Source organism: Brevibacterium rongguiense (assembly GCF_009857845.1).
In the GTDB taxonomy this organism is placed as follows: Bacteria; Actinomycetota; Actinomycetes; order Actinomycetales; family Brevibacteriaceae; genus Brevibacterium; species Brevibacterium rongguiense.
Genome location: NZ_WWEQ01000054.1, coordinates 1 through 20,617, shown reverse-complemented (window position 1 = coordinate 20,617; position 20,617 = coordinate 1). Strand labels below are relative to the sequence as shown.

The window sequence follows — 20,617 nt, the reverse complement described above, 5'->3', positions numbered from 1 at the left end:
GTTCTACAACCACGACCGTCGGCACAGCTCAGCAAACATGATGAGCCCCGTCGACTACGAGACCAGCAACGCGGCTACGCTGCCCGAGGCCGCATAGGAAGTCCTCCACGATTCGGGGGGAACCACAAACTCCTCGCTGGCGCCGCCACGTTCACCGACGCCACCAGCTGCCGGCGGGCTGTGTTCCGGTGGGCCACCCGCTACAACACCCGCCGACGCCACTCCTGGTGCGGCCACCAGTCCCCGTCCACCTACGAGGCCCACCGGGCCGCTACGCTGCCAACCGCAGCATAATCAACCAACACCGTGTCCACGATCCGGGGCGAAGGCCCTGTCGGGGCGGAAGCCTGACCAGGCATCGAAGTCGTCGCTGTCCGTGTCGTCTCCCACGACGACGACGGGGGCTTGCGCGAAGCCGAGGTCGTCGATGATCCATTCGAGAGCGTCTGCGTTTTCTTCGATGTTGACTTCCCGGTAGCTCACGCCCTCGCGGTCGAGTACGCGCTTGGTCATGTCGCACTGGGGGCACGTGGTCTTGCCGTAGACGGTGATCATGGCGCTTCTTCGTCACCCTCGGCGCCCTGGCCGCCGTTCGGATCGACGTTGAGGTACTGCATGAGCGCTTCAATCACGACTTCGCGCAGCGTTCGATCTTCTTCTAGGGCCCGCTTCTTCAGCTCCCGGTGCAACGTCTTCGGAACACGGGTGTTCAAGGGGGTTGCGGGCTCATCCGTCGGGGCTGCTCGAGTTGCGGGGACGATCTTGGGCTTACTCTGGCTGGCCGGCGTCTGCGCGAACTTACTGAACTTGTTGTTGCCAGTCATGCCTACTCGCTTTCGTGAATGGAATTAACAACCTGCATGAGTTCAAGGTAGAGCTTGTCGTAATTGCCCAGACTGCGCGGCATTGGCTGACCGAACGCGCTTGCAATCGCCACACGTCGGGGGATCACGGTCTCGAAGTCGGGCGCGTCGGAGTTGCGCAGCTGCAAGAGTGTGTCCCATGACTCTCGCTCGTTCTTGACATACCGAGTTAGCAGGATGCCGGCAGGCGCTCCGTTGCCCATCCCCCACGTCTCAACGGCTCGTTCTGTCTCATCAGACGTGGGTCCAGTCGGAATGACGGTGATGTCTGCCCACTGGAAGGCTGCACCCGTGATCTGCGGATTACCCGGAGGGGTGTCCAGCACGACTACACCCGCCGCGGGCTCAGCTCTGCGCAGCCCCGCGAGGTTCATCGGTTCGACGGTGAAGCCGAGGGGCGTCTGGCTCTCCAGACACCGATCTGCCCACGAAGTGGCCGTCCCTTGTTGGTCGATGTCCCATACGGCAGCCTGCTCCCCCGCGCGGCGTGCCGCTTCTGCGAGAAACATCGCAGTGCGGGTTTTGCCGACACCGCCCTTGGTGTTCTGCACCGCAATTTTCATGAGCCCTCCCAGTAGCGAACGTGCACTCTAGCGAACAACTTACCTATTAGCCTAGCACGCTACTAGAGCTGCTGCCTAGCAAAGTGGCGAAGCACTGCGCTAGCTCACGAGGGATGCTTATCACTAGTTCTCTGCCAAACCATCTATCTTGTGTGCTAGGGAGTGGGAATGCTATGAACCTACACACGGTGCGTCCTCGGCAGCGATCGCACCGCGGCCATAGCTTCCCTGCGGGCCTCTGTCGCTGCCGGGTCGTGCCGCAGCCGCCGGCGTTGCGCCTGCCGCTCAGCAATCGCGCGACGCTGCGCCGCTTCCTGAACTTCACGCGCTGCTTGACGACGCTCGAGCATTTGTGTGTGCGACTCGACCGGGTGCCCGGCAGCATCTCGCCAGTGGTTGAGGCGGAAGCTGATCCAATGCGGGATGCGGTCCTCGGCAATGGTGTCGGCACCGGGCAACGGCACCCATTCACCCTCGGACACGAAGCCTTGGGCACGCCCGTCTGGCAGGTGGTCTAGCGCATAGAGCACATCAACGACGGACCACCCAGCATCCTTCATGAACTCCCTGGTCAGACTGGCCAAGTACCTGGCAGAAATAACCCGAAGCCGTGGGGCACGGGCTTGAATTTCGCGGCAAGCCTGCACACGCTCATCCTTGCGGTTCGCCCGAGCGTGACCGGGCCACAGCGGTTTGGCTGGGCTTGTGCTCGCTGGTGGGCTCGGCTGGCCGCCTGCGGCCAGCCTGGAGAGGTGGTTGGGCCGCGTAGCGGCTCGATTTGGGGGTTCTTCCTCGCGCGCGTGCGTGGTTCCTTTAAGAGAGCCACTTGTAGTGGGAGGGGGGCCAGTTAGATAACTGCGTCGCTGGGGGATCGTGAGCATGTAGACGGGTGCGTCATTCTGGAGCGCTTCATCGCCTGTCCAACCTCCCTCGATCTTGGCCTTGGAGGAACGTCCAGGTGCAACTCGCGCGATCCAACCTAGCTGCCACAGCAGCCGCAGACTGCGCTTGACGACGCTGCGCGAGACGCCGGCTATGCGCCCAATGACTTCCCACGTGAGGCTCGTTGTGCAGCTGGTCTCCCAGCAGGCATGTCGGACCAGGACTGTGGCCACGGCGAGGAGATTGCGCGTAGCGTCTGCTCGCCGGCGAAGGCGAATGGCCTTGCGTCGGAGCTGGAGGATCCACTTCCGGTGGTTCCTGGTGACGTCGGCCGGCACTGGCTGCTCGCCTAGTGCCCGTCCGCGGTGCAGGGGGCTTGTCTCACGTGCGCGCGAGGGCCGGCGGATGCGCGTCTTGGGGTTCGTTCGCCACGCGGGATTGACCGCGGGGGAGACGTGCGGCTTGTAGGTGCGCACGGGCGCGAGGGCCGTGGCGCCGTGTACGGGATAGCTGTCAGGGACACCGCTGCGTCCGGGGTTGAAACTGGTTCCGGGTGTGCGGTAGCCTGAACTCGACTTTGGCAAAAGAAGAGTCCTTCGGGTTCTGAACCGAGCGCCAACTCGATTCGGGTTATTAACTTGAGGACGGCAAGCTGAGCCTCCCGCGCCAACGGGGGGCTTTTTGCTGTGCTTAAGCGGTTAGTGGTGTGCCAAACAGCTCTCCTTGCGGATCATCGACGACAGGAAGCTCTGGGGCATACTCCGCCATACCGAGGGCATGAGCAGCCAGGTATGACACGTATTCGCCGTAGGGCATGCCCACCTTTTCCGCTCGTGCGCGCACGACGGCATCCACCGGCTCGCGCAGCCTCACGGCAATCGGGCGGTTACTCCGCCCGGGCACAGGCTTGCGCCCTGTGCGGCGGACCTCGGGTTCTGAACTGGGCATGCGCCCACCCTACATGATCACTCTTTTAGAAACGTTGAATTCAGGGCGTGTTGCGCCGGGAGCGCACCGGCGGCATCACGTAAAGACGCAGCTCATCGAGCAGGACGGCCAGTGTGCGGATGTCAACGCGGTATCGAACTCGCGCACCCGTCCGCACCTCGGTATCCGATACGACCGCGCCGACGCCTTCGAGGATCCGAATGTGACGGATGATCGTGGGTTGCGGGATTCCAAGCTCATGCGCGAGGAAACCGGTCGTCGCCCCGGCCGGGTGCTGGTGGAGCTGGTGGAGGATGCGCGCGCGCACGTCGCTGAGTCCGAGCATCGTGAATGCAGTGATGACTTCGGGGGAGGGCGACGTGGATGCAGCGTCCGTGGGCACCCCCTCATTCTCCCAAGGCATGGTGCGCATTGCCTCCTTTTCAGGCGTTGACAAGCTGGGGCGACGGAATAGGGTAGAGGCGGTGCGACACTGCGCCTCGGCCCGGCCAGCAGCACAGAGGGGAGCGACCGCGTGAAGGTAGCCGTCGGCATCTTGCTTTCGTTGGTCCTTCTGGTGCCCCTGTGCCTCGTTGTGCTCCTGGGGGATGACGCGAGCGGCAACGGTGGCGATGGCTGCGAATCGACCGAGGAAATCAAGGTCGGCGGGCCCAACGTCAAGGTCACTGGTGTCAAGGCGATCAAGGGCTACTCGAAGAAGCAGATGTCCTACGCCGCGATCATTAACAAGGTCGTCGATGACGAGCGGATGGGCCAGCCCGCGAAGATCATGTCGATCATGGCCGCGATCAAGGAGAGCACGCTCGGAACGGGTGCCGGGTGGGATAAGCCCAACGGGGACCACGACGCCGGGCTGTTCCAGCAGCGCGTGCCGCGGCGTCACTGCGCCGTTGGAGCTCGGCGTCGCGGGCCTGCTTCATCCGCTCGATGTGCTGCTTCTTGCGCTGGCGCATCTCGCCCAGCTGCATTCCGGCCATGCCCAGTCCACGGATGATGCGGGAGAAGTCCTGGACGATCTCAGTTTCCTCGTGTGCTTCGTGCTGGACCATGACGGTCTCCTTACTGTTCGCGGTTCTTCTCGGCCTCACGGGTCGTCGACGGGTCAGTGCGGGGGCGGGACACGGAACGGCTCGTGGGCGACGCGTGGGGATCGAACGTGCCCATGTGCTCACGGATCCGGGCGAGTTCTTCGGCCGGGATCCGGCGGCCCTCACTGGTCGCCGCCGCCTGCGTCGGACGCGCGGTGGTCGCCGCGCGTGCGGGCTCCTTCCTCGGCGTGGGCGCCGGCGCATTCGGGGCGTCGATGACGGTTCGGATGATGCCGCGGTGTTCCTCGGCGAGCTTGGGCAGGTGCTGGTCGAAGTTGTCCTGGGCCATGAGCATGGACAGCCGCCCGGCCTGGCGCAGCACGGCAGTCCAGCCGATCATCGCGTCGTGGCTCGTTGCACGGTGGAGCTGGCGGGCCATGTAACCGGCCGGCGGCGGGTTGCTGGCCACCTGCGCCAGGTGCTGGCTGGCGTCGTTGAGCTTGTCCGGGCTGAACCGCTCAAGCTCCAGCGATGCCGCGGCGTAGAGGTTGGCCAGGTCGGCGGTGCTCGCGTTGCCTGATCCGACTCGTTCGCACAGGGCCTCGGTCGGCGTGAGTGTAACCGGGCCGCCGGTACGCGGCACGGTGCCGATGTGGTGCTCCTGCCAGATGCCCAGCGCGGCGGGGTCTCCACCTGCCGGCGCACCGAGTGCCCGTCGCACCGCCGGCAGTGACAGGTTCTTGTCCAGCCGGCTGGGGCTGTAGCGGAACGCGTCGCGCTTCGTGCCCTCCGGCGCCGGCAGTGCGACCTTGTATCCTGCCACCTTCTGCGTGGTGCCCTTGGCAAACCGCGGTTCGATGATGACGCCGGCGGCGTAGACGTTCGAGACGAACTCCGCCTCCGTGCTCGAGGCGGCCAGCGCTGCGCGCAGCCGCCGGGTCAGCTCGTTCTTCTCCACCCACGGTTGGCGCTCTCGCGTGGCCCGCTCGCGCTCACCGCGCTTGGTTTGCGCGACAGTCTGCCCGTGAGCGCGGCCCTCGGTGATCGCCAGACCGAACTCGCGCTCGAGCTGCCCGCACACTTCCTGGGCACGCGAGTAGTCGTTGTGGGTCACGGCCTTCGAGCCGTCCTCGGTGACCATCTGGGCGACGATGTGAACGTGGTCGTTGCCGTTGACGTTGGGTCCGTGGTGGATCGCCACCCACCGGGAGGTCTTCGCACGGTCCTCGTCGACGAAGCCCATGCGCGTCATGAACTCTTCGGTGATGCGCGCCCACGCCTCATCCGACAGGGGCTCGTCCTCGGGCCCGTTGGACAGCGAGCACTGCCACATGTGAGTGTCCCGCCTGCCCACGACGACCTGCTGCCCGGCTTCCTCGTCCCACTCCTTCACCGGCGAGGTGACTTCCACACCGTGCATCTTCCTCGGCCGGTCGAGCACGTTGGAGATGTCGAGAGCGTCGTCGCGCGACAGGAGCTTGCCCGGCTCCACCATCGCGGTGATCGTGTCGTCGCCGGTGATGATCCGCTGGTTGATGTGCTCGTCGTGACGGCCGGGCCCAATGAGGTAAGCCATGAAGCCGGCGATGCGCCCGCCGCGGGTGATGTTCGGGATCATCGACCCACCTGCTCGATGAAGCGCGCCGATGTCGGCTCGATCCGGCGCAGCGCGTCGCGGACCTGGACCAGGGTGTTCGTGAGGTCCGCGTGCACCGAGCCATCGGTGTTCATCTGGCGGGCCATCTGGTTGAGGTTGTTGCCGATCCGAGCGAGCTGGTACTCCAGGCCCATGAGGTCCTGGGCTGCTGCGCTGCGCTGGCGTTCGCTCGGCATCCCGGCCGCGTTCAACCCGCTCTGCACCAGGTAGGCAGGAACCGTCATCCGCTCCCGCAGCGCAGCCGCGTTGAGCACCTGATCCTCCTCCTCGGTGAGCTTCACGAGGCGCTGCCGGGGGCGGCCGCCGCCGACGTTCTCCTGCCGCATTCGACTGCTTCGCATCGACTCACCACCCGCCAAGTGCAACGACCACCCTGGAATCTCCAGATTTCCAGTGTGGCAGGACCGCAGCGCAGCCGCAAGGGACGAGAGCGACTTAGACTATCTAAGTCTATAGCTCGCTCCGCCGGAGGCTCCGTTTCGCACGCGCCACTGGCCGTGCGCGCAGAACCGTGAAAGCGTTGTACGCGGTCACGGATTCTGACGTTCAGGTGCGCAGCATTCACCTGCATGGCATGCTGGACGTAGACCGTTTGCTGCTGAACCGGAGGTGCACGACATGTCGAAAGCACAACGTCCCATTGAGCGCATCGAGCGCGACCATAAGCACGATGTGGAGCTGATCAAGAAGCTCGACGGCATCATGGCCAAGATCGACGATCTTGACGACAAGCGTGCGCGCCTCGTCGAAGAACGCGATGCCGAAGTGAACCGACTTCTTGATGACGAAGAGGTGTCTGTCGCCAAGCTGCGCTCGTGGGCTGTGCCGATCCCGCGCCGCAAGCGCAAGACGAAGTTGAGCACTTCGGACGATGCTTCCACGACGTCGGACGCGTCTGCCGATACTGCAAGCTACGCCTCATAGTCGACCGACGCACCACATGCCGAAGGCCCCCATCACCGTCGTGGTGATGGGGGCCTTTCAGCGTCAGTGAGTGCCGAACTTCGCACCCTTAGACTGCGATGTCAGCCGCGGCTACCGCAGTCCTCGCACACGCAAAGATCGGGTTCTGAGTTCACTTCGTCTCGGGTCAGGCGATCCCAGTTGTCCAAGTCCGTAAGCAGGTATCCCGGGTCGGTGCTGGCTGCCAGCGCCGCTCGGAAACCTCGGCCTCCGTGGCGTTCGCAGACGATGCGTCCGTTCGCATTCATCCACAGCTTCGGGGGTGCAATCCCCGCGTTGATTGTGTCGGCCATGCCTGTCTCCTTCGGTCGTGCGTAACGCGTTGGGCACTTACCTGGTCCCTCACGTTTTTTGCCGTGAAGGCACGAAGTGCCATCCAGGGAGAGTGAACGGAGCAGCAACACGGAGGGGGCGGGGGGAGAAGAGTTTTGTGACGACGAAGGAGGATCAAAAGTCTTCGGAGGACGTCGCGCGTAGCGCTTGTGCGCAGTGAGCCGACCGTAAAATGCCGCAGGCTTCACGGCAAACAACGTCGCCGCACGGCGACAATTCTGACGCGCGCAGTGCGTTCCGTTCGGTTCAATCAGCACCGCAGTAGGCGGTTCCTAGTGAAGGATGAGCGGATACCGCGGGGGATGTTCCCCGCGGCATCCGCTGCGCTCCTTAGACCGGACGGTCGGTCAGTTCCTGGACCTGCGTGACGAGTCCCGTGCAAGGGAAGACTGCGATGGGCTCGCCGCATTCGAGTTCACCGTTGTACTCGTCCCAGACGCTCGTGGTCGTCGTGACCGGCACAGTGCACACGATGTCGACGTGAGGTGCGCGGTAGTGGGTGCTGCGCGTGTGGGCGCAGCCTGTGGCGTGGAATTCGACGTCGTACTTGGCGGTCGGTGCGTTGCAGCGGTAGAGCTTTCCGGTGGGGTTCGTGTTCATGATGCTGGTCCTTCCGGCGTGGTTGGCGTTTTGTGCGCAAGCGACTCGACGCCCAAAGGAGCGGAGGCAGCCAGTGCAGGAACCGGGCCGGATCGCAAAGTTTTTCAGCGAGGAACGAGCGCCCGGAAAAAGTTTTCGCGTAGGCCCGGCGGCGCAGCCGCTGCACTTGTGCCGCAGCGACGACGGCGTAGCTTGTGCTGCAACAAAACGGCTTCGCCGGAAGGACAACCGCACACGCACCCCACACCCGACCACCACGCGGGTGCTGCGCCCGGTGAGTGATCGCGCGCGGCTCCGTATGGGGTTTCTGCTGCCGCCCGGATCGAAGATCCGGTTGCCAAGGAAGAACCGCACACCGCGCCGCTGTGGTCATGCGAAGGGGGGTTCGGTTGCGCTCGCATGTCGCACCCGGTGCCCCTCGCCTGCGTGTGCTCACCGGCCGCTGTGGGGCCGCAGGAGCGGCCCGGAACTTGCCACGTGTGTCCTGTTGGGTGCGGGCCCCAACGTGTTCGTGGGGCCCGCCGCACGGCTTAGCTGGCTGCCTGGAGGGCGATCAGCTTGTCGGGTCGGAAGCCTGACCACTGATCGGATTCGGGGCTCATCGCATTTAAGGGTGTAGTCGCGGGTTCAATCTGGTGACCTCGGCACACTCTTGGTCTGGCTCAAAATCCGTGGTCGGGTCGAACCTGGTGTCATCATGTTTGATCATCCAGCCCAGCGTGATGTGCTCCGTGACCACGAGCCGTCGTATCAAGCTTGCTTCTCCGTTCGATGGTTTGACCAGGACCTCTTGTGTCGGTGAGCACCCCGCACGACTGACGTTGCCTCACCGACTGGGTTCATGTCCCGCTCGGGGGAGCCATCCCGTCGCTTGCCGCGGTAGGGGCGAGAGTCCGACTTGACCGACATCCCATCTAGGCTGATACATTCGTACTGTACGGTCGTACAGAGAAAGGGGATGCTGTGAGTAAGCACATATGGTCATTTATTGTCGGTGCAGTCATTATCGTCGGGGGTCTGGTGATGTTCTTCGCTTTCCTTGACGTCGAAACCCCGGTCATCGGTTTACGCCAAGCCGGCCTGGTGATCGCGGTGCTCGGCGTGATCGAGATCGCCGCGACCGGATGGTCGATGATCGGGTCGAGAGGATCGGAAGACGGATGACTGTCCCCCGCATACTCGACGGCGTGCTGACTGTCCTCGCCGAGCAAGGAGTCGGAGCTCTGAGCGTCCGCAGTGTCGCCGCGGCGGCGGCCGTATCGCCGGCACAAGTGCAGTATTACTACCGCACGAAGAGCGAATTGGTGCGCGCAGGCTTCGAGTACGCGGGAGAACAGTTCCTCGCAGATGTGGTGGCCGCGCAGCCCGCCACGCTGATGGGCTTCGTGCAGCAGTGGCTCCCTTTGGACGATCGACGCGAACGCCGCGCCCGTGTCTGGCTCGCCTACGCCGCGCTCTCAGCCGGCGATGCCGCGCTGGCTGCTGCCTCGGCGCAGCTCGATGAAGAACTTCGTCGATGGTTCATCGACCAAAACCTCTCGAGCCACGCGGCCTCGCAGCTCTTTGCAATGATCGACGGAGTCACTATGCAGTGCCTCATGCTGCTTCAATCAGAACGTCGATCGCTCGTTGAGCGCACAATAGTGCCCTTCGTATCGGGTCTCGGGTCGAACTCTTGAGGAATTCAACGTGCCCGACACGACCCTCGCGCGCCCTGACCTGACCACGTTCTGCCGCCTCGACGAGCTCGGTCTCGTCGCCACGGGGCAGCGTCTCGAGCCCGAGAGGGCCGTGATCGAGTGCCGCCTTGCGGAGCCTGACCCGTGGTGCCGCAGCTGCGGGGCAGAAGCGACGCCGCGCGGCACGATCGCCAGGCGGCTGGCGCACGAGCCGTTCGGGCACCGTCCGACAACGTTGGTGCTGCGAGTCAAGCGCTTCTCCTGTGCCACGTGTTCGCGGTTCTGGCAGGAGGACACCACCCGGGTTGCCGAGCCGCGCGCGAAGCTCACCAGGGGTGCGCTGTCGTGGGCGCTCCGCGCGCTGGTCGTCGACCGTCTCACCATCGCCCGCGTCGCTGCCGGTCTCGACGTCGCCTGGCACACCGCGAATGACGCCGTCATCATCGAGGGACGACGGCGTCTGATCGATGACCCGGCCCGATTCGACGGCGTTCGGGTGATCGGCGTCGACGAACACGTCTGGCGGCACACGCGCCGCGGAGACAAGTATGTCACCGTCATCATCGACCTCACCCCGGTCCGTGATGGCACCGGGTCCTCACGGCTACTGGACATGATCGAGGGCCGCTCCAAGCAGGTGTTCAAGACCTGGCTCGCCGACCGTCCCAACGCCTGGCGCGAGGGCATCGAGGTCGTCGCGATGGACGGGTTCACAGGGTTCAAGACCGCCACTGCCGAGGAGCTCCCTACCGCGATAGCGGTGATGGACCCGTTCCACGTCGTCCGCCTCGCCGGCGAGGCCCTCGATGTCTGCCGGCGTCGCGTCCAGCACGACATCTTCGGCAGGCGCGGTCGCAAGGACGACCCGCTCTACACGGCCCGCCGCACCCTCCACACCGGAGCAGGGCTCCTCACAGAGCGCCAGCAAGTCCGACTGGACGCGCTGTTCGCTGACGAGAATCATGTTGAGGTCGAGTCCACCTGGGGCATCTACCAGCGCATGGTCGCCGCCTATCGCGAACCGAACCGCGAGGTCGGGAAGAGCCTCATGCAGGCTGTCATCGACTCCCTGACGGACGGCGTCCCCACGGCGCTGGTCGAGCTGCGCAAGCTCGGCAGGACGCTGAGACAGCGCGCTGCAGACATCCTCGCGTTCTTCGACCGCCCCGGCACCAGCAACGGACCCACCGAGGCGATCAACGGACGCCTCGAGCACCTCCGCGGCTCCGCACTCGGATTCCGCAACCTCGCCAATTACATTGCGAGGAGTCTGCTCGAAGCAGGCGGCTTCAGACCACTTCTACACGCTCAACTGCGATGAGCCGGATTCGGTGATGACGACCGGGAGCTGGCGGAAGCCGAGGTCCTTGAGCTTGGCGATCACTTCGTCGCTGTCGGCGGCGATGTACTCGATGTCGGCGTCGAGCTTGTCGAGCTGGCGCTTCGTTGCTGTGCAGGCGGTGCAGTTGGTCGTGACGTAGACGGTGGCGGTGGGGTTCGTGTTCATGATGCTGGTCCTTCCGGCGTGGTTGGCGTTTTGTGCGCAAGCGACTCGACGCCCAAAGGAGCGGAGGCAGCCAGTGCAGGAACCGGGCCGGATCGCAAAGTTTTTCAGCGAGGAACGAGCGCCCGGAAAAAGTTTTCGCGTAGGCCCGGCGGCGCAGCCGCTGCACTTGTGCCGCAGCGACGACGGCGTAGCTTGTGCTGCAACAAAACGGCTTCGCCGGAAGGACAACCGCACACGCACCCCACACCCGACCACCACGGGACCCCGCCCCTCACACCAGTGAGCGGGACTGCCGCATCCCACTGCCGACAGCCGCCAACCCCTACTGGACACCGGGCGCTGCGCCCGGTGGCCACCGGGTCAGTTGTCGGTGCGGCCCGAGGTGGTGGACGCTTGGTAGTGGGTGAGTTGGCCGTGGAGGTAGCGGGTGACCGCGTGCCGGGAGACCCCGACGGCTTCGGCTATCTGGGTCTTGTTCATCCCCTGCTCGGCCAGCTTGTCGATGTGGCGGGCCACTCCCGGTTTGATCGAGGGTTTGCGCCCCACCTGCTTACCCGACGCCCGGGCGGCCTGGAGGCCGGCGCGGGTGCGTTCGAGCATGAGGTCACGCTCGAACTCCGCCATCGAGGCGATCAGCCGAAACAGCAGCCGGCCTGACGGGGTGGTCGTATCAATCGGGTCTGTCAGGGAGCGGAAGTCCACGCCCCGCTCCCCCAGTTCGTCGATGAGCCCCACGAGGTGGGACGTCGAGCGGCCCAACCTGTCGAGCTTCCACACCACCAGCGTGTCCCCAGCCTGCACGGTGGCCATGAGGTCCGCCAACGCGGGCCGGTCGGGGCTGGCGCCGGATGCCTTGTCGGTGAACGTGTGCTCGGCGTCAATGCCGGCGGCGGTCAGCGCGTCGAATTGGAGCTGCGGGTTCTGGTCCGCCGTGGACACGCGCGCGTACCCGTAGACGCTCACAGTTCCCGCCCCCGCTCAACGCCGGGGCCGGGCGCCTGGCCGCGTACCGCCGGGCCGGCGCCGGCATCGGGGGTGGCGCGGCCGGTGGGGTCTTGGATGCTGTCAGGGTGTGTGCCTGTCATGCGCTGCTGGACCTCGGCCAGCTCGGCGGGGTCCATGCCGGCTGCCCGGGCCGCGGCCGCCACATCAACCCCCGCCTCCGCGCGGTCGGGGGTGGGGCGGGTGGCGTCGATGGTTGCCCCGGTGGTGGCGGCTTCTGCTTCGAGGGCGCGGTTGGTCTCGATGATGTTGGCCATGTCCCGCTGGCCCTGGTGGCCGGGATTGTCGATGAGGTACTCGCGGGTAAACGGCAGGCTGTAGGACACGCGGCCCCACTCGGGGGCCTCGATGACACCCGAGGCCAGCAGGCGGTCCCGGTAGGTGCCGGCGTTGCGGGTATCCATCCCCATCCGCTGGGCCACCTCCGCCGTGCGGGAGGTGCCTTGGTCTGGGGTCATCGCGTAGAGGTAGTGGCGATCGCGGTCGGAGAGATCGGCCATCGTGGGGGCGTGAATCTGGCGGTACATCGCCTCCCTGGCCTCCACGGTGGCCGCGCGGACATGCTCGACGGTAATGGTCTCCGTACCGCCGGCTTGCTTAAAGGACTCGTCTCCGATCAGCTGCACGAGGTAGGGGTAGCGGCCCGAGGTGCTCACGGCGGCGTCGAGGGCGTCGGGGGTGATGGTCTTGCCGGCTTCCGCAATCGGGGTGGCCAGGCCCTCGCGGGCGCCTGTGTCGGTGAGCAGGCCCAGGTCGACGCGCTCGGCGCGACGGAGGTAGGTCGAGACGTCGTCGTTGACCAGATCGTTGATGGAGGTAGGCAGGCCGGCGCCGGCGAAGGCGACGGGGGCGCCTTCGGCTACGGCGGTGCTCATCGCGTCGGTGATCTGGCGCAGCTCATCGAGGTTGGAGCGGTGGACCTCATCGAGGGTGATGAGCAGCCCCGAGCCGCGCTGGGTGAGGATGTCGGCTGCGGCCATGACCTGGTGTTCGAAGTCAGGCGTGACGGGGAAGCGATCTTCACTGCTGGTGGCCACGCTGCCGCCAAAGCCCATGAGGTTGACACTGCCGCCGGTCACGCGGGTCTTCGACGCAGCCTCCTGGTCGAGGGAGGACAGGGCTTCGGGGATGCGGGCGCTGGTGAGGCGTTCTGCGAATCCGGGGCTGGCCTGGGCGTGGGCGCTGATCCACCCGCGGGAGGCTGCGACCTCGCGGAAGACTCCGAGCATGACGCTTTTGCCCATGCCCCGCTGCCCGGTGACCAGGGTCGCCTGGCCGCGGGCGCCCGGGCCCTGGTCGAGCATCCGGGCGAAGGCGTTGACCAGCTGCTGGCGATCCGCCAGGCGGGGCGGGATCGCTCCGAACGTGGGGGTGAAGGGGGAGAGCTGGTAGCTGCCATCGGGGACGGGAGGGATGTCGAAGGAGCTGACCATGCCGCACCACCTTGTGATTGTTTGTGATGATTATGATTTTTATGATTTTACGGGGTCCCCGCCCGGCAGGCTCACGCGCGGCCGCCACCCTGACGGTGGGCTGCGATCTTGGCTGCGATGAGGTCATCGGCGCTGACGTCACCGAGGGTCACGCGTGCTTGGTTAACGATTTCTTCGGCCGGGAAGTGCAACCCCTCGATAGCAAACGATGCGATGCCTTGTTCGAGTCCGAACCGCTGATCCTCGTTGAGGCGGTTGATGACGTGCTGCTGTTCGGGGGTGAACTCGTACTGGTCGAGGTAGCTCACGTTCTCTCCCTTGTTTGGGGTGTTCAGCGTTCGTATCCGCGGCCGCGCTCGGCGCCGGTGTCGTGGGTGCGGTTGGTCCTGGGGCTCTCCCCCGCGCCTTGGGGGCCGGTGATGGGGCCTTGGATGCTGTCGGGGTGTGTGCGGTTCAGGCGTGCGGTGACGTCGCGGTACTCATCGACGCTCATGCCCGCAGCTTGGGCAGCCTCAGTGACACGCTCGCCTTCGAGCGATTCTGCGTTTTCTTCGCTCGTGAGGGCGGTGGCCCAGTCCGCAAAGAACTCCACGACTGCACGCTGCTGCGATGGTCCTACGTCGTATTCAGCAAAGTCGTCCGTGGCATATCGGGCAACACTGGTGAAGCGTTCGGCCAGCATCTCGCGGTCCATCGGCTGGGCTTCTTGTTGATCGGCCATCTCGAGGACTTCGGTGCGTGTGAAGGCTCCGGAGTCGATGACGTTGTAGATGTCGATGAAGTCACGCGCCTCTCCGCGTGACCAGAGGGCACTCATCTTGCTGGCGACCGCGTCGCGCAGATCCAGGACGGGGCCGACGTCGAGGTTGGCCGGGGTGAAGTCACGGTAGTTGAGGCCGAACTGAATGTCGCTGGATTCGCCGGTCTGGGGATCGCTGACGTTGATGTCGACGAAGAGTGGGCTGACGGTGGTATCGGTGATTGTCAGGCCGGCGTCTGTGAATGCTTGGCGCATGTCATTGACAGCGGTGGCGAACGTCTGGGGGTCGGCATCGTTGGTGAAGAGGTCGACGTCGGCTGAGAGGCGGTTACCGATGCCGTGGGCTGAGATTGCGTAGCCGCCTGCCAGAACGAAGCCATGTTCGGCCGCAGCGACTAGGCCAAGCCGTGTGAGGCGTTCATGGAAGCTACGCATGGGCGTCCTTCCCGTGGTGGGTGAGTTCGGGGAACTTGGTCTCCCAGATCACCCGACAGCGAGTGGGCAGGTTCAGGTCGGGCCACATGGCGATGAGCAGTTCCTTGTTCAGGTAGCGGGCGTGATCGGCAGGTGTTCCATCGCGCACCGTGGCGCTGTAGAAGCTCCGAGCCCGTGCTGGGGAGTCCAGTGAATATGTGGGGTCAAGAGCCGTGTTGATGTGGTGGCCGACTGTCACGCTTCCGGCGGTAGGGCCGTGAAGGTCATTGAGGCTGTCTGGGGTCTGGTGGGGGAAGTTCGCCGCGTAGGAGTATCCCCGCTTCACAAGGGTCATGCCTAGAGTCCTCTCTCCTGGCCGGTGCTGGGGCCGGCGTCGCGGTTGCGGTGGGTCCTCGGGCTCTCCCCCGCACCTTGGGGGCCGGTGATGGGGCCTTGGAAGATGTGGCGGTGGATGGCCTTCATGTGTTCGAAGTCGAACCGGCCGCCGGCGGGCTCAATCGGATACTGGCCCAGCTCGTCGAGCCGGGCGACGGTGAAGACTTCTTCCTTCCGGCGCAGCTGCTCGGGATTGCGCTCACCGAAGTTGTTGCGCAGCACTCCCTGCCTCGTGCGGGGGTCGATGGTCTCGGGGTAGAAGTAGTCCGTCCAGTCGCGCATCTTCGCGGCCACGGCAGGTCACTTCGCGTCGATGTGGGCGACGGCGAGGCACTGGTACTCGTCCATGCTGATTTCGCCTTCGAGGCGCTGGCGGCGCAGCTGGTTGATGTAGGGGTCGGTGACCTGGTGGCCGGCTGCTCCGAGGGCTCCGTCTGCGAAGGCCATTGCCTCTTCGGTGCTCACGGCGGGCCGGGTCTGGGTGGTGGGCTGCTCGGTCATGGTGTCCTCTCCCCTACTGGCTGGCCTTCCCATTCTACCGTTCGTGAGCGATTTTGTCAATAGTAACGGGTTTCGCTCACTTTTGTTTCGAGCACTAATTTTCGCTCATCTGGCGGGCGCTCTCCTGCTGGCCACCGGCGGGGTGCGCGAAAACGAAGGTTTTTGCACCAGCCGAGGACTGCAGCTAATTGGTCGTTGCGCAGCCGCCGACCCGAGCGCTCGAACGCGCCAATAGGGCCGCCCCTAGATTCCGCATGTGCGAAAGCGTGCATCTGAAGGGGTTCCTACTTGCGGAAGGTGCGGTACACCCCACCCGTGAATTTGGTCCGTTGCGCCCCGACACGCCGCGGTCTCATGACGCGCACGGCAGATCATGCTGCAGAATGTTGAGCCGTCCAGTGGTGGGGCGGTTCTGCTCACTGGGCGTCGCCCACAGTTGATGCAGGTAGGGACGCGGGGTGGTTCAACGAGCCGAGGCAGAGCGGCTCGCTCTGGTCGGTGGTGTACCTGGACCAGCGGGGCGTGCTTGGGTGCGCTTAACTTGGGCGCATGGGTGAGTCTTTGCGTGAACGTGGCTGGCGTCTGTTCGACCAGATCATCGAGTCAGCCCCCGGCAGGGACACCAGCCCGTGGGCTCTGATTGAGGGGCGGGTGACCTTCGTCCCGGACTACGACACATTGTCGAAGCTGTTGGGTGTGCCCGTCTACTTGAACGCGACATCCCAGTCGGGGGTTCCAGCGTTAGCGCTGGATGTGTGGGTGTCGTACGAGATGCGACGGGCTGGTTTCGACGCGGACAAGGTGTGGCCCCGGGCCTCAGAACCGCGCGTTTTCCCCTACGAGATACACGCGTTCGTGGAGAGCTTGCCCGCGCAGGTGAAGAAGCTGGTGCGCGAGCGGATCGCGGGTGGCAAGGTCGCTGGCGCGGCTAAGAGCGCGAACCTGCTGGGCAAGAACTACGTCAAGCAGGTCGATGTCGTGATGAGTTCTTGGGCGACAGGCCCGGAGCTGATGATCTCAACGAAACGAATGGATTCCTCCTTTGGGAAGAACGCCGCCAACCGGGTTGAGGAGTCCTACGGTGACGCGAAGAACCTGCGCCTACGCCACCCTCAGTCGGCGCTGGGGTTTGTGTACGCCCTTAACGCGATCGCGTTGAGCGCAGAGCATGACAAGGCGATGTGGCTGATCGACCTGCTGCAAAAGCTCGGGCGGGAGGATGACGCGTACGACGCGGTCGCCCTGGTCATGCCCGACCTCGTCGGTGCCGATGAGCAGGCTGGCACTGAGGAACCCGATGAGGCTGGACCTTTGGATGCCGGAGCGATCCCGGACCCCGCCGATGACTCTGGCGCCGGGGCTGACCACGTAGGTGATGATGTTGAGCAGGTAGTGCCGGTCAGGTTGTCGACCGCTCAGGTGCCTGCGGCGCTTGATCCGGGTGCGTTCTTCGCAGTGATGTGCTCGCGCGTGCTCGACAATTCCCCGATCAACTTCCACACCGCAGCGCGCGCCCGCCGTGCCGCCGCCGAACCGGGCGCGGCCCCACTAACTACCGCTGTGGACGCTGATGCGGGGTTGTTCTGATTCGAGCGCATGGGCGTGGTTGTCCCCGGTGGCTGTCAGAATGTGACGCATGAGTTATGCTGCCCGTGATCCGCTCGACACTGCTGAACGTCGCAAGGCTCGGGGCGCGTTCTTCACCCCCGCGCTGATTGCGTCATTCATCGCACAGTGGGCGATCCGCGACGCCAGTGATCGTGTGCTCGAGCCGTCCTCAGGGGACGCAGAATTCCTCGTACACGCGGTACGTACGCTGCATGGATTGGGCCACGAGCGTCCGCAGGTGTGGGGGGCGGAACTGCACGAGTGGAGCGCCTCGTATGGCGCGCAGCGCGTCGACGAAGCAGGTGGCATCGCGCACGTTGAGGTTGGGGACTTCTTCACCCAACGTCCGGGGGAATTGTTCGACGTGGTGATCGGCAACCCGCCCTACATTCGCTTCCAAGACTTCGCCGGCGAGCAACGCGCCCGCGCCCGCGCCGCGGCGCTGCAAGGCGGGGTAGCGCTGTCGGGGCTGGCCTCGGCATGGGCAGCGTTCACCATCCACTCCGCCATGCACCTCGCACAGGGTGGACGGCTGGGGTTCGTGCTCCCGGCTGAGCTGTTGTCCGCGAACTACGCAGCACCGGTGCGCCGCTTCCTCTTCGAGCGGTTCGCTTCAGTTGAGCTTGTCCTGTTCGAGCAGCGCGTGTTCGCAGAGGCAGAGACTGAAGCTGTGTTGTTGCTGGCTGACGGTTACCAACAAGGTTCGAGTACCTCGGCGAGCATCCGGCAAGTCACCAACGCGGACGGGCTGCAGCAGTTGCCACCAGCACTGGTCTGGTCTCCTGCCAACCCCGAGCACAAATGGTCTGGCGCAACCGTCACCGCCGAAGCAACCACGACCCTGCTCGACGCGGTCTCACAGGGCCACTTCACCCCCCTGACGACGTGGGGCCACACCCGCCTGGGCATGGTCACCGGACGCAACACTTACTTCGCGATCCCCCCTGCTCAAGCCGCTGACCTCGGCCTCGCCCGCCGAGAGACACTGCCATTGTCTCCGCCCGGGTCGCGCCACCTCCGCGGTCTTGAACTCACCCCGCAGGCCTTGACTGCACTAGGACGTGAGGGCAAACGCACCCGATTGTTCCGACCCGGCGAGACCGGCATGTCCGCGCAGGCGCAGGCCTACATCGAAGCCGGCCGTACCCTCGGGGTGCATGAGGCGTATAAGTGCCGCACCCGACGCACCTGGTGGCAAGTACCTCTCATGCCGCCCGCAGATCTGCTGCTGACGTACATGAACGCTGACACCGTGCGCATGGTCACCAACACCGCCGGCGCGCACCACCTCAACAGCGTTCACGGCATCTACTTGCACGACGAACACCGGGCCCTCGGGCGCGAGCTGTTGCCCCTGGCCGCGCTGAACTCGTTGACGATGCTCAGCGCCGAACTCACCGGCCGCGCCTACGGCGGCGGCATCCTCAAAATGGAACCCGGTGAAGCCACCCGCTGGCTCGTACCCTCCCCCTCCAGCCTCACGACGGCGCATGAACAACTAAGGCTGGTGCGGCCAGCCGTCGCCAGCCACCTCAAGAGTGGCTCCCTGGATCAGGCGGTGCGACTCGTCGACGACACCCTTCTAAGAGACATGCTGGGCGTCTGTGGGGGCGCTATCGCGCAGGCCCGCGACGCGCGCGACAGCCTGCTTGAGAGGCGAACCGCGCGTAGTCGCAGCTAGGTCAGGCGGCGGGACCGGGGATTGACACGACGTACACCGGGACGCCGCGTTCCTCAAGCGACGTCGCTTGCCTGACCAAGTTGACTTTTGTGAAGGTGAAGAGATTCTCTGGGGTGACGTGCTTCCCAGCACCCCGATACATAGCCAGGACAACGCGTTTGGGCTTTGATCCGACGTTGGATGCATCACCGCCCAAGGTTTTGATCTTCTCCTTCAGCTTTTTCCGAGCTTGAGCGTCACTGCACAGCGCATCAGCCGACACCAAGGCCTGAGCGAGAAGGTGGCTGGCGGCAGCGGACTTTTCCGTCTTCTTCACATGGATCAGAGTTCCGTCAGGGATGTAGACGTCGCAGGCTTCGATCCCGCGACTGTGGAGGTCAGTCCTGATCAGCTTCTTGTCGAGACACACCCCTCCCAGTGCCGCTGCCAGCTCCTTGTTGTATGCATCCTCGTCGTGGTCGAACGCCCATGCTGGGAAGGTTAGATCTTCAACTTCACGGGCGAACAACTTTTTCACTCGCTCGGTGATGTTGCCGGCATAGTCGTGGTGGATCTCGTACCAAGATCCGTCATAGAGCGCGTATGTCCGATCGTCGAGGTCTGTCTCGAACGCGAGCCATCGACGAAGGGGAATGTCTTGGCTGATGGCGTCTTTGCCCTCTGTATCTCGACAGAGTCGGATCGTGGCCGATTCCACGCGGTCCAGGCGCTGTCCGCAGGGGACTCCCGCAAGGGCGGCTCTGATATCAGTCCAGTCGGGTTGCCCCGGTCGGACCTCACTGCGTCGCCCGGGCCACAACCGGTGTGGCACCCATGAATCGGGAGTCCCGTTCTCGTCGACTCGTTCATGGGGCCAAGCGAGCCCGATATTCCCGGAGTCATTGTCGAGTGCCGCAGCCAGCTTTACATCGAGCTGCTTCTTGGTCTCGGGGTTCCGGACGGCCGCCAACTGCTCCAGTGACTTGAGAGATGGATGAGGTTCTTTAGCGAGTAATCGTTCGAGTGCATCCAGATCTGTGAGCACCTCTGCAGGGGTGTGACCGAGCGGGACGTTGAGGGCGTCAGCACCTCGAATCTGAAGCGGCTCCCCTGCGGACCTTGACAGCATCGGCAGCTTCGCGCTGGCTACGATCCTGCTGACCGCCTCACCGACGTCGCCCACGCCGAATCCAAGGAGGCCGTCACCTTGCGGGATAGTTGCTCGCGAGGTCCGCGAGCGTTCGTCCATCGTGGTGACGGTGAGCGAGCGGAGCTTGCGTGGGTCGGCGGTGCGGATGGCGATGCGTTGTCCGAAAAGGTTGTCCAACCGACCCTGCTCGAGCAACTGGAAACCCATCCCATAGCTCAGCGCGTACACGACACCTTCCTGCGGAGCGCTCTCGCCCTCGGGTCGCACCAAGAGCACGCCGGCTGGCGTGATCCCGCCGATCTCGACTGCTTCGCCAGTGAGCGTGGTCACCGCGGCACACCAGTCCGAACGTTCCTTGGCCATGGCTCCCGCCACCAGATAGCCGGGACGATCACCGACCTCCACTTCGTGGGCCTCGAACCCATCCTGACCGAGGTACTTGTCGCGGATAGCGCTCTCGAACTCCTTCACGCCAGTGAGTCGGTAGATCGTCGTGCGTCTACCAGCCCTCTGCTTGGCCATGTCTATCCCCTTGTTTTCGAGTTCGGGCCTTCGCCCCGGATCGTGGACACGGTGTTGGTTGATTATGCTGCGGTTGGCAGCGTAGCGGCCCGGTGGGCCTCGTAGGTGGACGGGGACTGGTGGCCGCACCAGGAGTGGCGTCGGCGGG

25 protein-coding genes and 1 pseudogene are annotated in these 20,617 nt (G+C 64.7%); 8 read left to right on the top strand and 18 right to left on the bottom strand.

Annotation, left to right across the window (positions count from 1 at the left end):
- Positions 1-162: 162 nt before the first annotated feature.
- Positions 163-294: pseudogene (locus tag GSY69_RS14235) on the top strand (IS3-like element ISTesp3 family transposase); the annotation flags it as partial.
- Here the strand turns inward: GSY69_RS14235 and GSY69_RS10995 are convergent.
- The 5 genes from GSY69_RS10995 to GSY69_RS10975 all read right to left on the bottom strand — a co-directional run bounded on the left by GSY69_RS10995 (position 295) and on the right by GSY69_RS10975 (position 3,638).
- Positions 295-555, bottom strand: a complete 261-nt coding sequence (locus GSY69_RS10995) for a glutaredoxin family protein (RefSeq protein WP_160953896.1) — start codon at positions 553-555, stop codon at positions 295-297.
- Entirely contained in the window at positions 552-824 is a 273-nt protein-coding gene (locus GSY69_RS10990) for a hypothetical protein (protein WP_160953895.1), read from the bottom strand. The genes GSY69_RS10995 and GSY69_RS10990 overlap by 4 nt, the downstream gene beginning before the upstream one ends.
- A gap of 2 nt (positions 825-826) precedes the next feature.
- On the bottom strand, positions 827-1,426 hold the full coding sequence (locus GSY69_RS10985) for a ParA family protein (RefSeq protein ID WP_160953894.1): 600 nt from the start codon (positions 1,424-1,426) through the stop codon (positions 827-829).
- 179 nt (positions 1,427-1,605) lie between these two features.
- Entirely contained in the window at positions 1,606-1,986 is a 381-nt protein-coding gene (locus GSY69_RS10980) for a hypothetical protein (RefSeq protein WP_160953893.1), read from the bottom strand.
- Between the two features lie 1,310 nt (positions 1,987-3,296).
- Positions 3,297-3,638 carry a winged helix-turn-helix domain-containing protein gene (locus GSY69_RS10975; RefSeq protein ID WP_328698854.1) on the bottom strand — a complete coding sequence of 114 codons (342 nt, stop codon included), beginning with the start codon at positions 3,636-3,638 and terminating at the stop codon, positions 3,297-3,299.
- A gap of 132 nt (positions 3,639-3,770) precedes the next feature.
- On the opposite strand from GSY69_RS10975, the gene GSY69_RS10970 reads away from it, so the two are divergent.
- On the top strand, positions 3,771-4,250 hold the full coding sequence (locus GSY69_RS10970) for a hypothetical protein (RefSeq protein WP_160953891.1): 480 nt from the start codon (positions 3,771-3,773) through the stop codon (positions 4,248-4,250).
- A 65-nt stretch (positions 4,251-4,315) separates the two neighbouring features.
- Here GSY69_RS10970 and GSY69_RS10965 read toward each other — a convergent pair whose 3' ends face one another.
- Positions 4,316-5,902 carry a relaxase/mobilization nuclease domain-containing protein gene (locus GSY69_RS10965; RefSeq protein WP_160953890.1) on the bottom strand — a complete coding sequence of 529 codons (1,587 nt, stop codon included), beginning with the start codon at positions 5,900-5,902 and terminating at the stop codon, positions 4,316-4,318.
- A complete protein-coding gene (locus tag GSY69_RS10960) occupies positions 5,899-6,267 on the bottom strand; it encodes a MobC family plasmid mobilization relaxosome protein (protein WP_160953889.1) in 369 nt (122 codons plus the stop codon). The genes GSY69_RS10965 and GSY69_RS10960 overlap by 4 nt, the downstream gene beginning before the upstream one ends.
- A gap of 292 nt (positions 6,268-6,559) precedes the next feature.
- Between GSY69_RS10960 and GSY69_RS10955 the strand changes: the two genes are divergently transcribed.
- On the top strand, positions 6,560-6,865 hold the full coding sequence (locus GSY69_RS10955; protein WP_160953888.1) for a hypothetical protein: 306 nt from the start codon (positions 6,560-6,562) through the stop codon (positions 6,863-6,865).
- A 101-nt stretch (positions 6,866-6,966) separates the two neighbouring features.
- Here GSY69_RS10955 and GSY69_RS10950 read toward each other — a convergent pair whose 3' ends face one another.
- Both GSY69_RS10950 and GSY69_RS10945 read right to left on the bottom strand, forming a co-directional pair.
- A complete protein-coding gene (locus tag GSY69_RS10950) occupies positions 6,967-7,197 on the bottom strand; it encodes a hypothetical protein (RefSeq protein ID WP_160953887.1) in 231 nt (76 codons plus the stop codon).
- 370 nt (positions 7,198-7,567) lie between these two features.
- Positions 7,568-7,837, bottom strand: a complete 270-nt coding sequence (locus tag GSY69_RS10945; protein WP_160953886.1) for a hypothetical protein — start codon at positions 7,835-7,837, stop codon at positions 7,568-7,570.
- Positions 7,838-8,800: 963 nt separating this feature from the next.
- Here GSY69_RS10945 and GSY69_RS10940 point away from each other — a divergent pair.
- From GSY69_RS10940 to GSY69_RS10930, 3 genes are read left to right on the top strand one after another with little or no spacing between them, the layout of a single operon-like run.
- On the top strand, positions 8,801-9,001 hold the full coding sequence (locus tag GSY69_RS10940; RefSeq protein WP_160953885.1) for a hypothetical protein: 201 nt from the start codon (positions 8,801-8,803) through the stop codon (positions 8,999-9,001).
- A gap of 23 nt (positions 9,002-9,024) precedes the next feature.
- Entirely contained in the window at positions 9,025-9,516 is a 492-nt protein-coding gene (locus GSY69_RS10935; protein ID WP_160953884.1) for a TetR family transcriptional regulator C-terminal domain-containing protein, read from the top strand.
- Positions 9,517-9,526: 10 nt separating this feature from the next.
- Positions 9,527-10,837, top strand: coding sequence for an ISL3 family transposase (locus GSY69_RS10930; protein WP_160953883.1), 1,311 nt, complete (start codon positions 9,527-9,529; stop codon positions 10,835-10,837).
- On the opposite strand, the gene GSY69_RS10925 is transcribed toward GSY69_RS10930, so the two are convergent.
- The 8 genes from GSY69_RS10925 to GSY69_RS10890 all read right to left on the bottom strand — a co-directional run bounded on the left by GSY69_RS10925 (position 10,817) and on the right by GSY69_RS10890 (position 15,529).
- Positions 10,817-11,023: a glutaredoxin domain-containing protein gene (locus GSY69_RS10925; protein WP_160953882.1), complete on the bottom strand. Its 207-nt coding sequence runs from the start codon at positions 11,021-11,023 to the stop codon at positions 10,817-10,819. The two genes, GSY69_RS10930 and GSY69_RS10925, sit on opposite strands and share 21 nt — an antisense overlap.
- A 360-nt stretch (positions 11,024-11,383) precedes the next feature.
- Positions 11,384-11,986, bottom strand: a complete 603-nt coding sequence (locus GSY69_RS10920) for a recombinase family protein (protein WP_160953881.1) — start codon at positions 11,984-11,986, stop codon at positions 11,384-11,386.
- Complete coding sequence (locus GSY69_RS10915) at positions 11,983-13,458, bottom strand: AAA family ATPase (protein WP_160953880.1); 1,476 nt, start codon at positions 13,456-13,458, stop codon at positions 11,983-11,985. Before GSY69_RS10915 ends, GSY69_RS10920 begins: the two co-directional genes overlap by 4 nt.
- Positions 13,459-13,529: 71 nt before the next feature.
- Positions 13,530-13,766: a hypothetical protein gene (locus GSY69_RS10910; RefSeq protein WP_160953879.1), complete on the bottom strand. Its 237-nt coding sequence runs from the start codon at positions 13,764-13,766 to the stop codon at positions 13,530-13,532.
- A gap of 23 nt (positions 13,767-13,789) precedes the next feature.
- Positions 13,790-14,653 (bottom strand): nucleotidyl transferase AbiEii/AbiGii toxin family protein, encoded by an 864-nt coding sequence (locus GSY69_RS10905; RefSeq protein ID WP_160953878.1) that lies wholly within the window; start codon positions 14,651-14,653, stop codon positions 13,790-13,792.
- A complete protein-coding gene (locus GSY69_RS10900; RefSeq protein WP_160953877.1) occupies positions 14,646-14,987 on the bottom strand; it encodes a hypothetical protein in 342 nt (113 codons plus the stop codon). The genes GSY69_RS10905 and GSY69_RS10900 overlap by 8 nt, the downstream gene beginning before the upstream one ends.
- A gap of 2 nt (positions 14,988-14,989) precedes the next feature.
- Positions 14,990-15,322: a hypothetical protein gene (locus GSY69_RS10895; protein WP_160953876.1), complete on the bottom strand. Its 333-nt coding sequence runs from the start codon at positions 15,320-15,322 to the stop codon at positions 14,990-14,992.
- A 6-nt stretch (positions 15,323-15,328) separates the two neighbouring features.
- On the bottom strand, positions 15,329-15,529 hold the full coding sequence (locus GSY69_RS10890; RefSeq protein WP_160953875.1) for a hypothetical protein: 201 nt from the start codon (positions 15,527-15,529) through the stop codon (positions 15,329-15,331).
- Positions 15,530-16,078: 549 nt separating this feature from the next.
- On the opposite strand from GSY69_RS10890, the gene GSY69_RS10885 reads away from it, so the two are divergent.
- Positions 16,079-17,116, top strand: coding sequence for a hypothetical protein (locus GSY69_RS10885; protein ID WP_160953874.1), 1,038 nt, complete (start codon positions 16,079-16,081; stop codon positions 17,114-17,116).
- 49 nt (positions 17,117-17,165) lie between these two features.
- A complete protein-coding gene (locus GSY69_RS10880; RefSeq protein ID WP_160953873.1) occupies positions 17,166-18,818 on the top strand; it encodes an N-6 DNA methylase in 1,653 nt (550 codons plus the stop codon).
- Position 18,819: 1 nt separating this feature from the next.
- Here the strand turns inward: GSY69_RS10880 and GSY69_RS10875 are convergent, their stop codons facing one another.
- Positions 18,820-20,469, bottom strand: coding sequence for a DUF6119 family protein (locus GSY69_RS10875; RefSeq protein WP_160953872.1), 1,650 nt, complete (start codon positions 20,467-20,469; stop codon positions 18,820-18,822).
- Positions 20,470-20,617 lie beyond the last annotated feature (148 nt).

Bases quoted from the DNA above. Each gene is read 5' to 3' on its own strand.
- GSY69_RS10965 (WP_160953890.1), bottom strand. From the start codon at position 5,902: ATGATCCCGAACATCACCCGCGGCGGGCGCATCGCCGGCTTCATGGCT.
- GSY69_RS10915 (WP_160953880.1), bottom strand. From the start codon at position 13,458: ATGGTCAGCTCCTTCGACATCCCTCCCGTCCCCGATGGCAGCTACCAG.
- GSY69_RS10960 (WP_160953889.1), bottom strand. From the start codon at position 6,267: ATGCGGCAGGAGAACGTCGGCGGCGGCCGCCCCCGGCAGCGCCTCGTG.
- GSY69_RS10990 (WP_160953895.1), bottom strand. From the start codon at position 824: ATGACTGGCAACAACAAGTTCAGTAAGTTCGCGCAGACGCCGGCCAGC.
- GSY69_RS10900 (WP_160953877.1), bottom strand. From the start codon at position 14,987: ATGACCCTTGTGAAGCGGGGATACTCCTACGCGGCGAACTTCCCCCAC.
- GSY69_RS10905 (WP_160953878.1), bottom strand. From the start codon at position 14,653: ATGCGTAGCTTCCATGAACGCCTCACACGGCTTGGCCTAGTCGCTGCG.
- GSY69_RS10925 (WP_160953882.1), bottom strand. From the start codon at position 11,023: ATGAACACGAACCCCACCGCCACCGTCTACGTCACGACCAACTGCACC.
- GSY69_RS10980 (WP_160953893.1), bottom strand. From the start codon at position 1,986: ATGAAGGATGCTGGGTGGTCCGTCGTTGATGTGCTCTATGCGCTAGAC.
- GSY69_RS10945 (WP_160953886.1), bottom strand. From the start codon at position 7,837: ATGAACACGAACCCCACCGGAAAGCTCTACCGCTGCAACGCACCGACC.
- GSY69_RS10995 (WP_160953896.1), bottom strand. From the start codon at position 555: ATGATCACCGTCTACGGCAAGACCACGTGCCCCCAGTGCGACATGACC.
- GSY69_RS10890 (WP_160953875.1), bottom strand. From the start codon at position 15,529: ATGACCGAGCAGCCCACCACCCAGACCCGGCCCGCCGTGAGCACCGAA.
- GSY69_RS10885 (WP_160953874.1), top strand. From the start codon at position 16,079: ATGGGTGAGTCTTTGCGTGAACGTGGCTGGCGTCTGTTCGACCAGATC.
- GSY69_RS10955 (WP_160953888.1), top strand. From the start codon at position 6,560: ATGTCGAAAGCACAACGTCCCATTGAGCGCATCGAGCGCGACCATAAG.
- GSY69_RS10880 (WP_160953873.1), top strand. From the start codon at position 17,166: ATGAGTTATGCTGCCCGTGATCCGCTCGACACTGCTGAACGTCGCAAG.
- GSY69_RS10985 (WP_160953894.1), bottom strand. From the start codon at position 1,426: ATGAAAATTGCGGTGCAGAACACCAAGGGCGGTGTCGGCAAAACCCGC.
- GSY69_RS10875 (WP_160953872.1), bottom strand. From the start codon at position 20,469: ATGGCCAAGCAGAGGGCTGGTAGACGCACGACGATCTACCGACTCACT.
- GSY69_RS10950 (WP_160953887.1), bottom strand. From the start codon at position 7,197: ATGGCCGACACAATCAACGCGGGGATTGCACCCCCGAAGCTGTGGATG.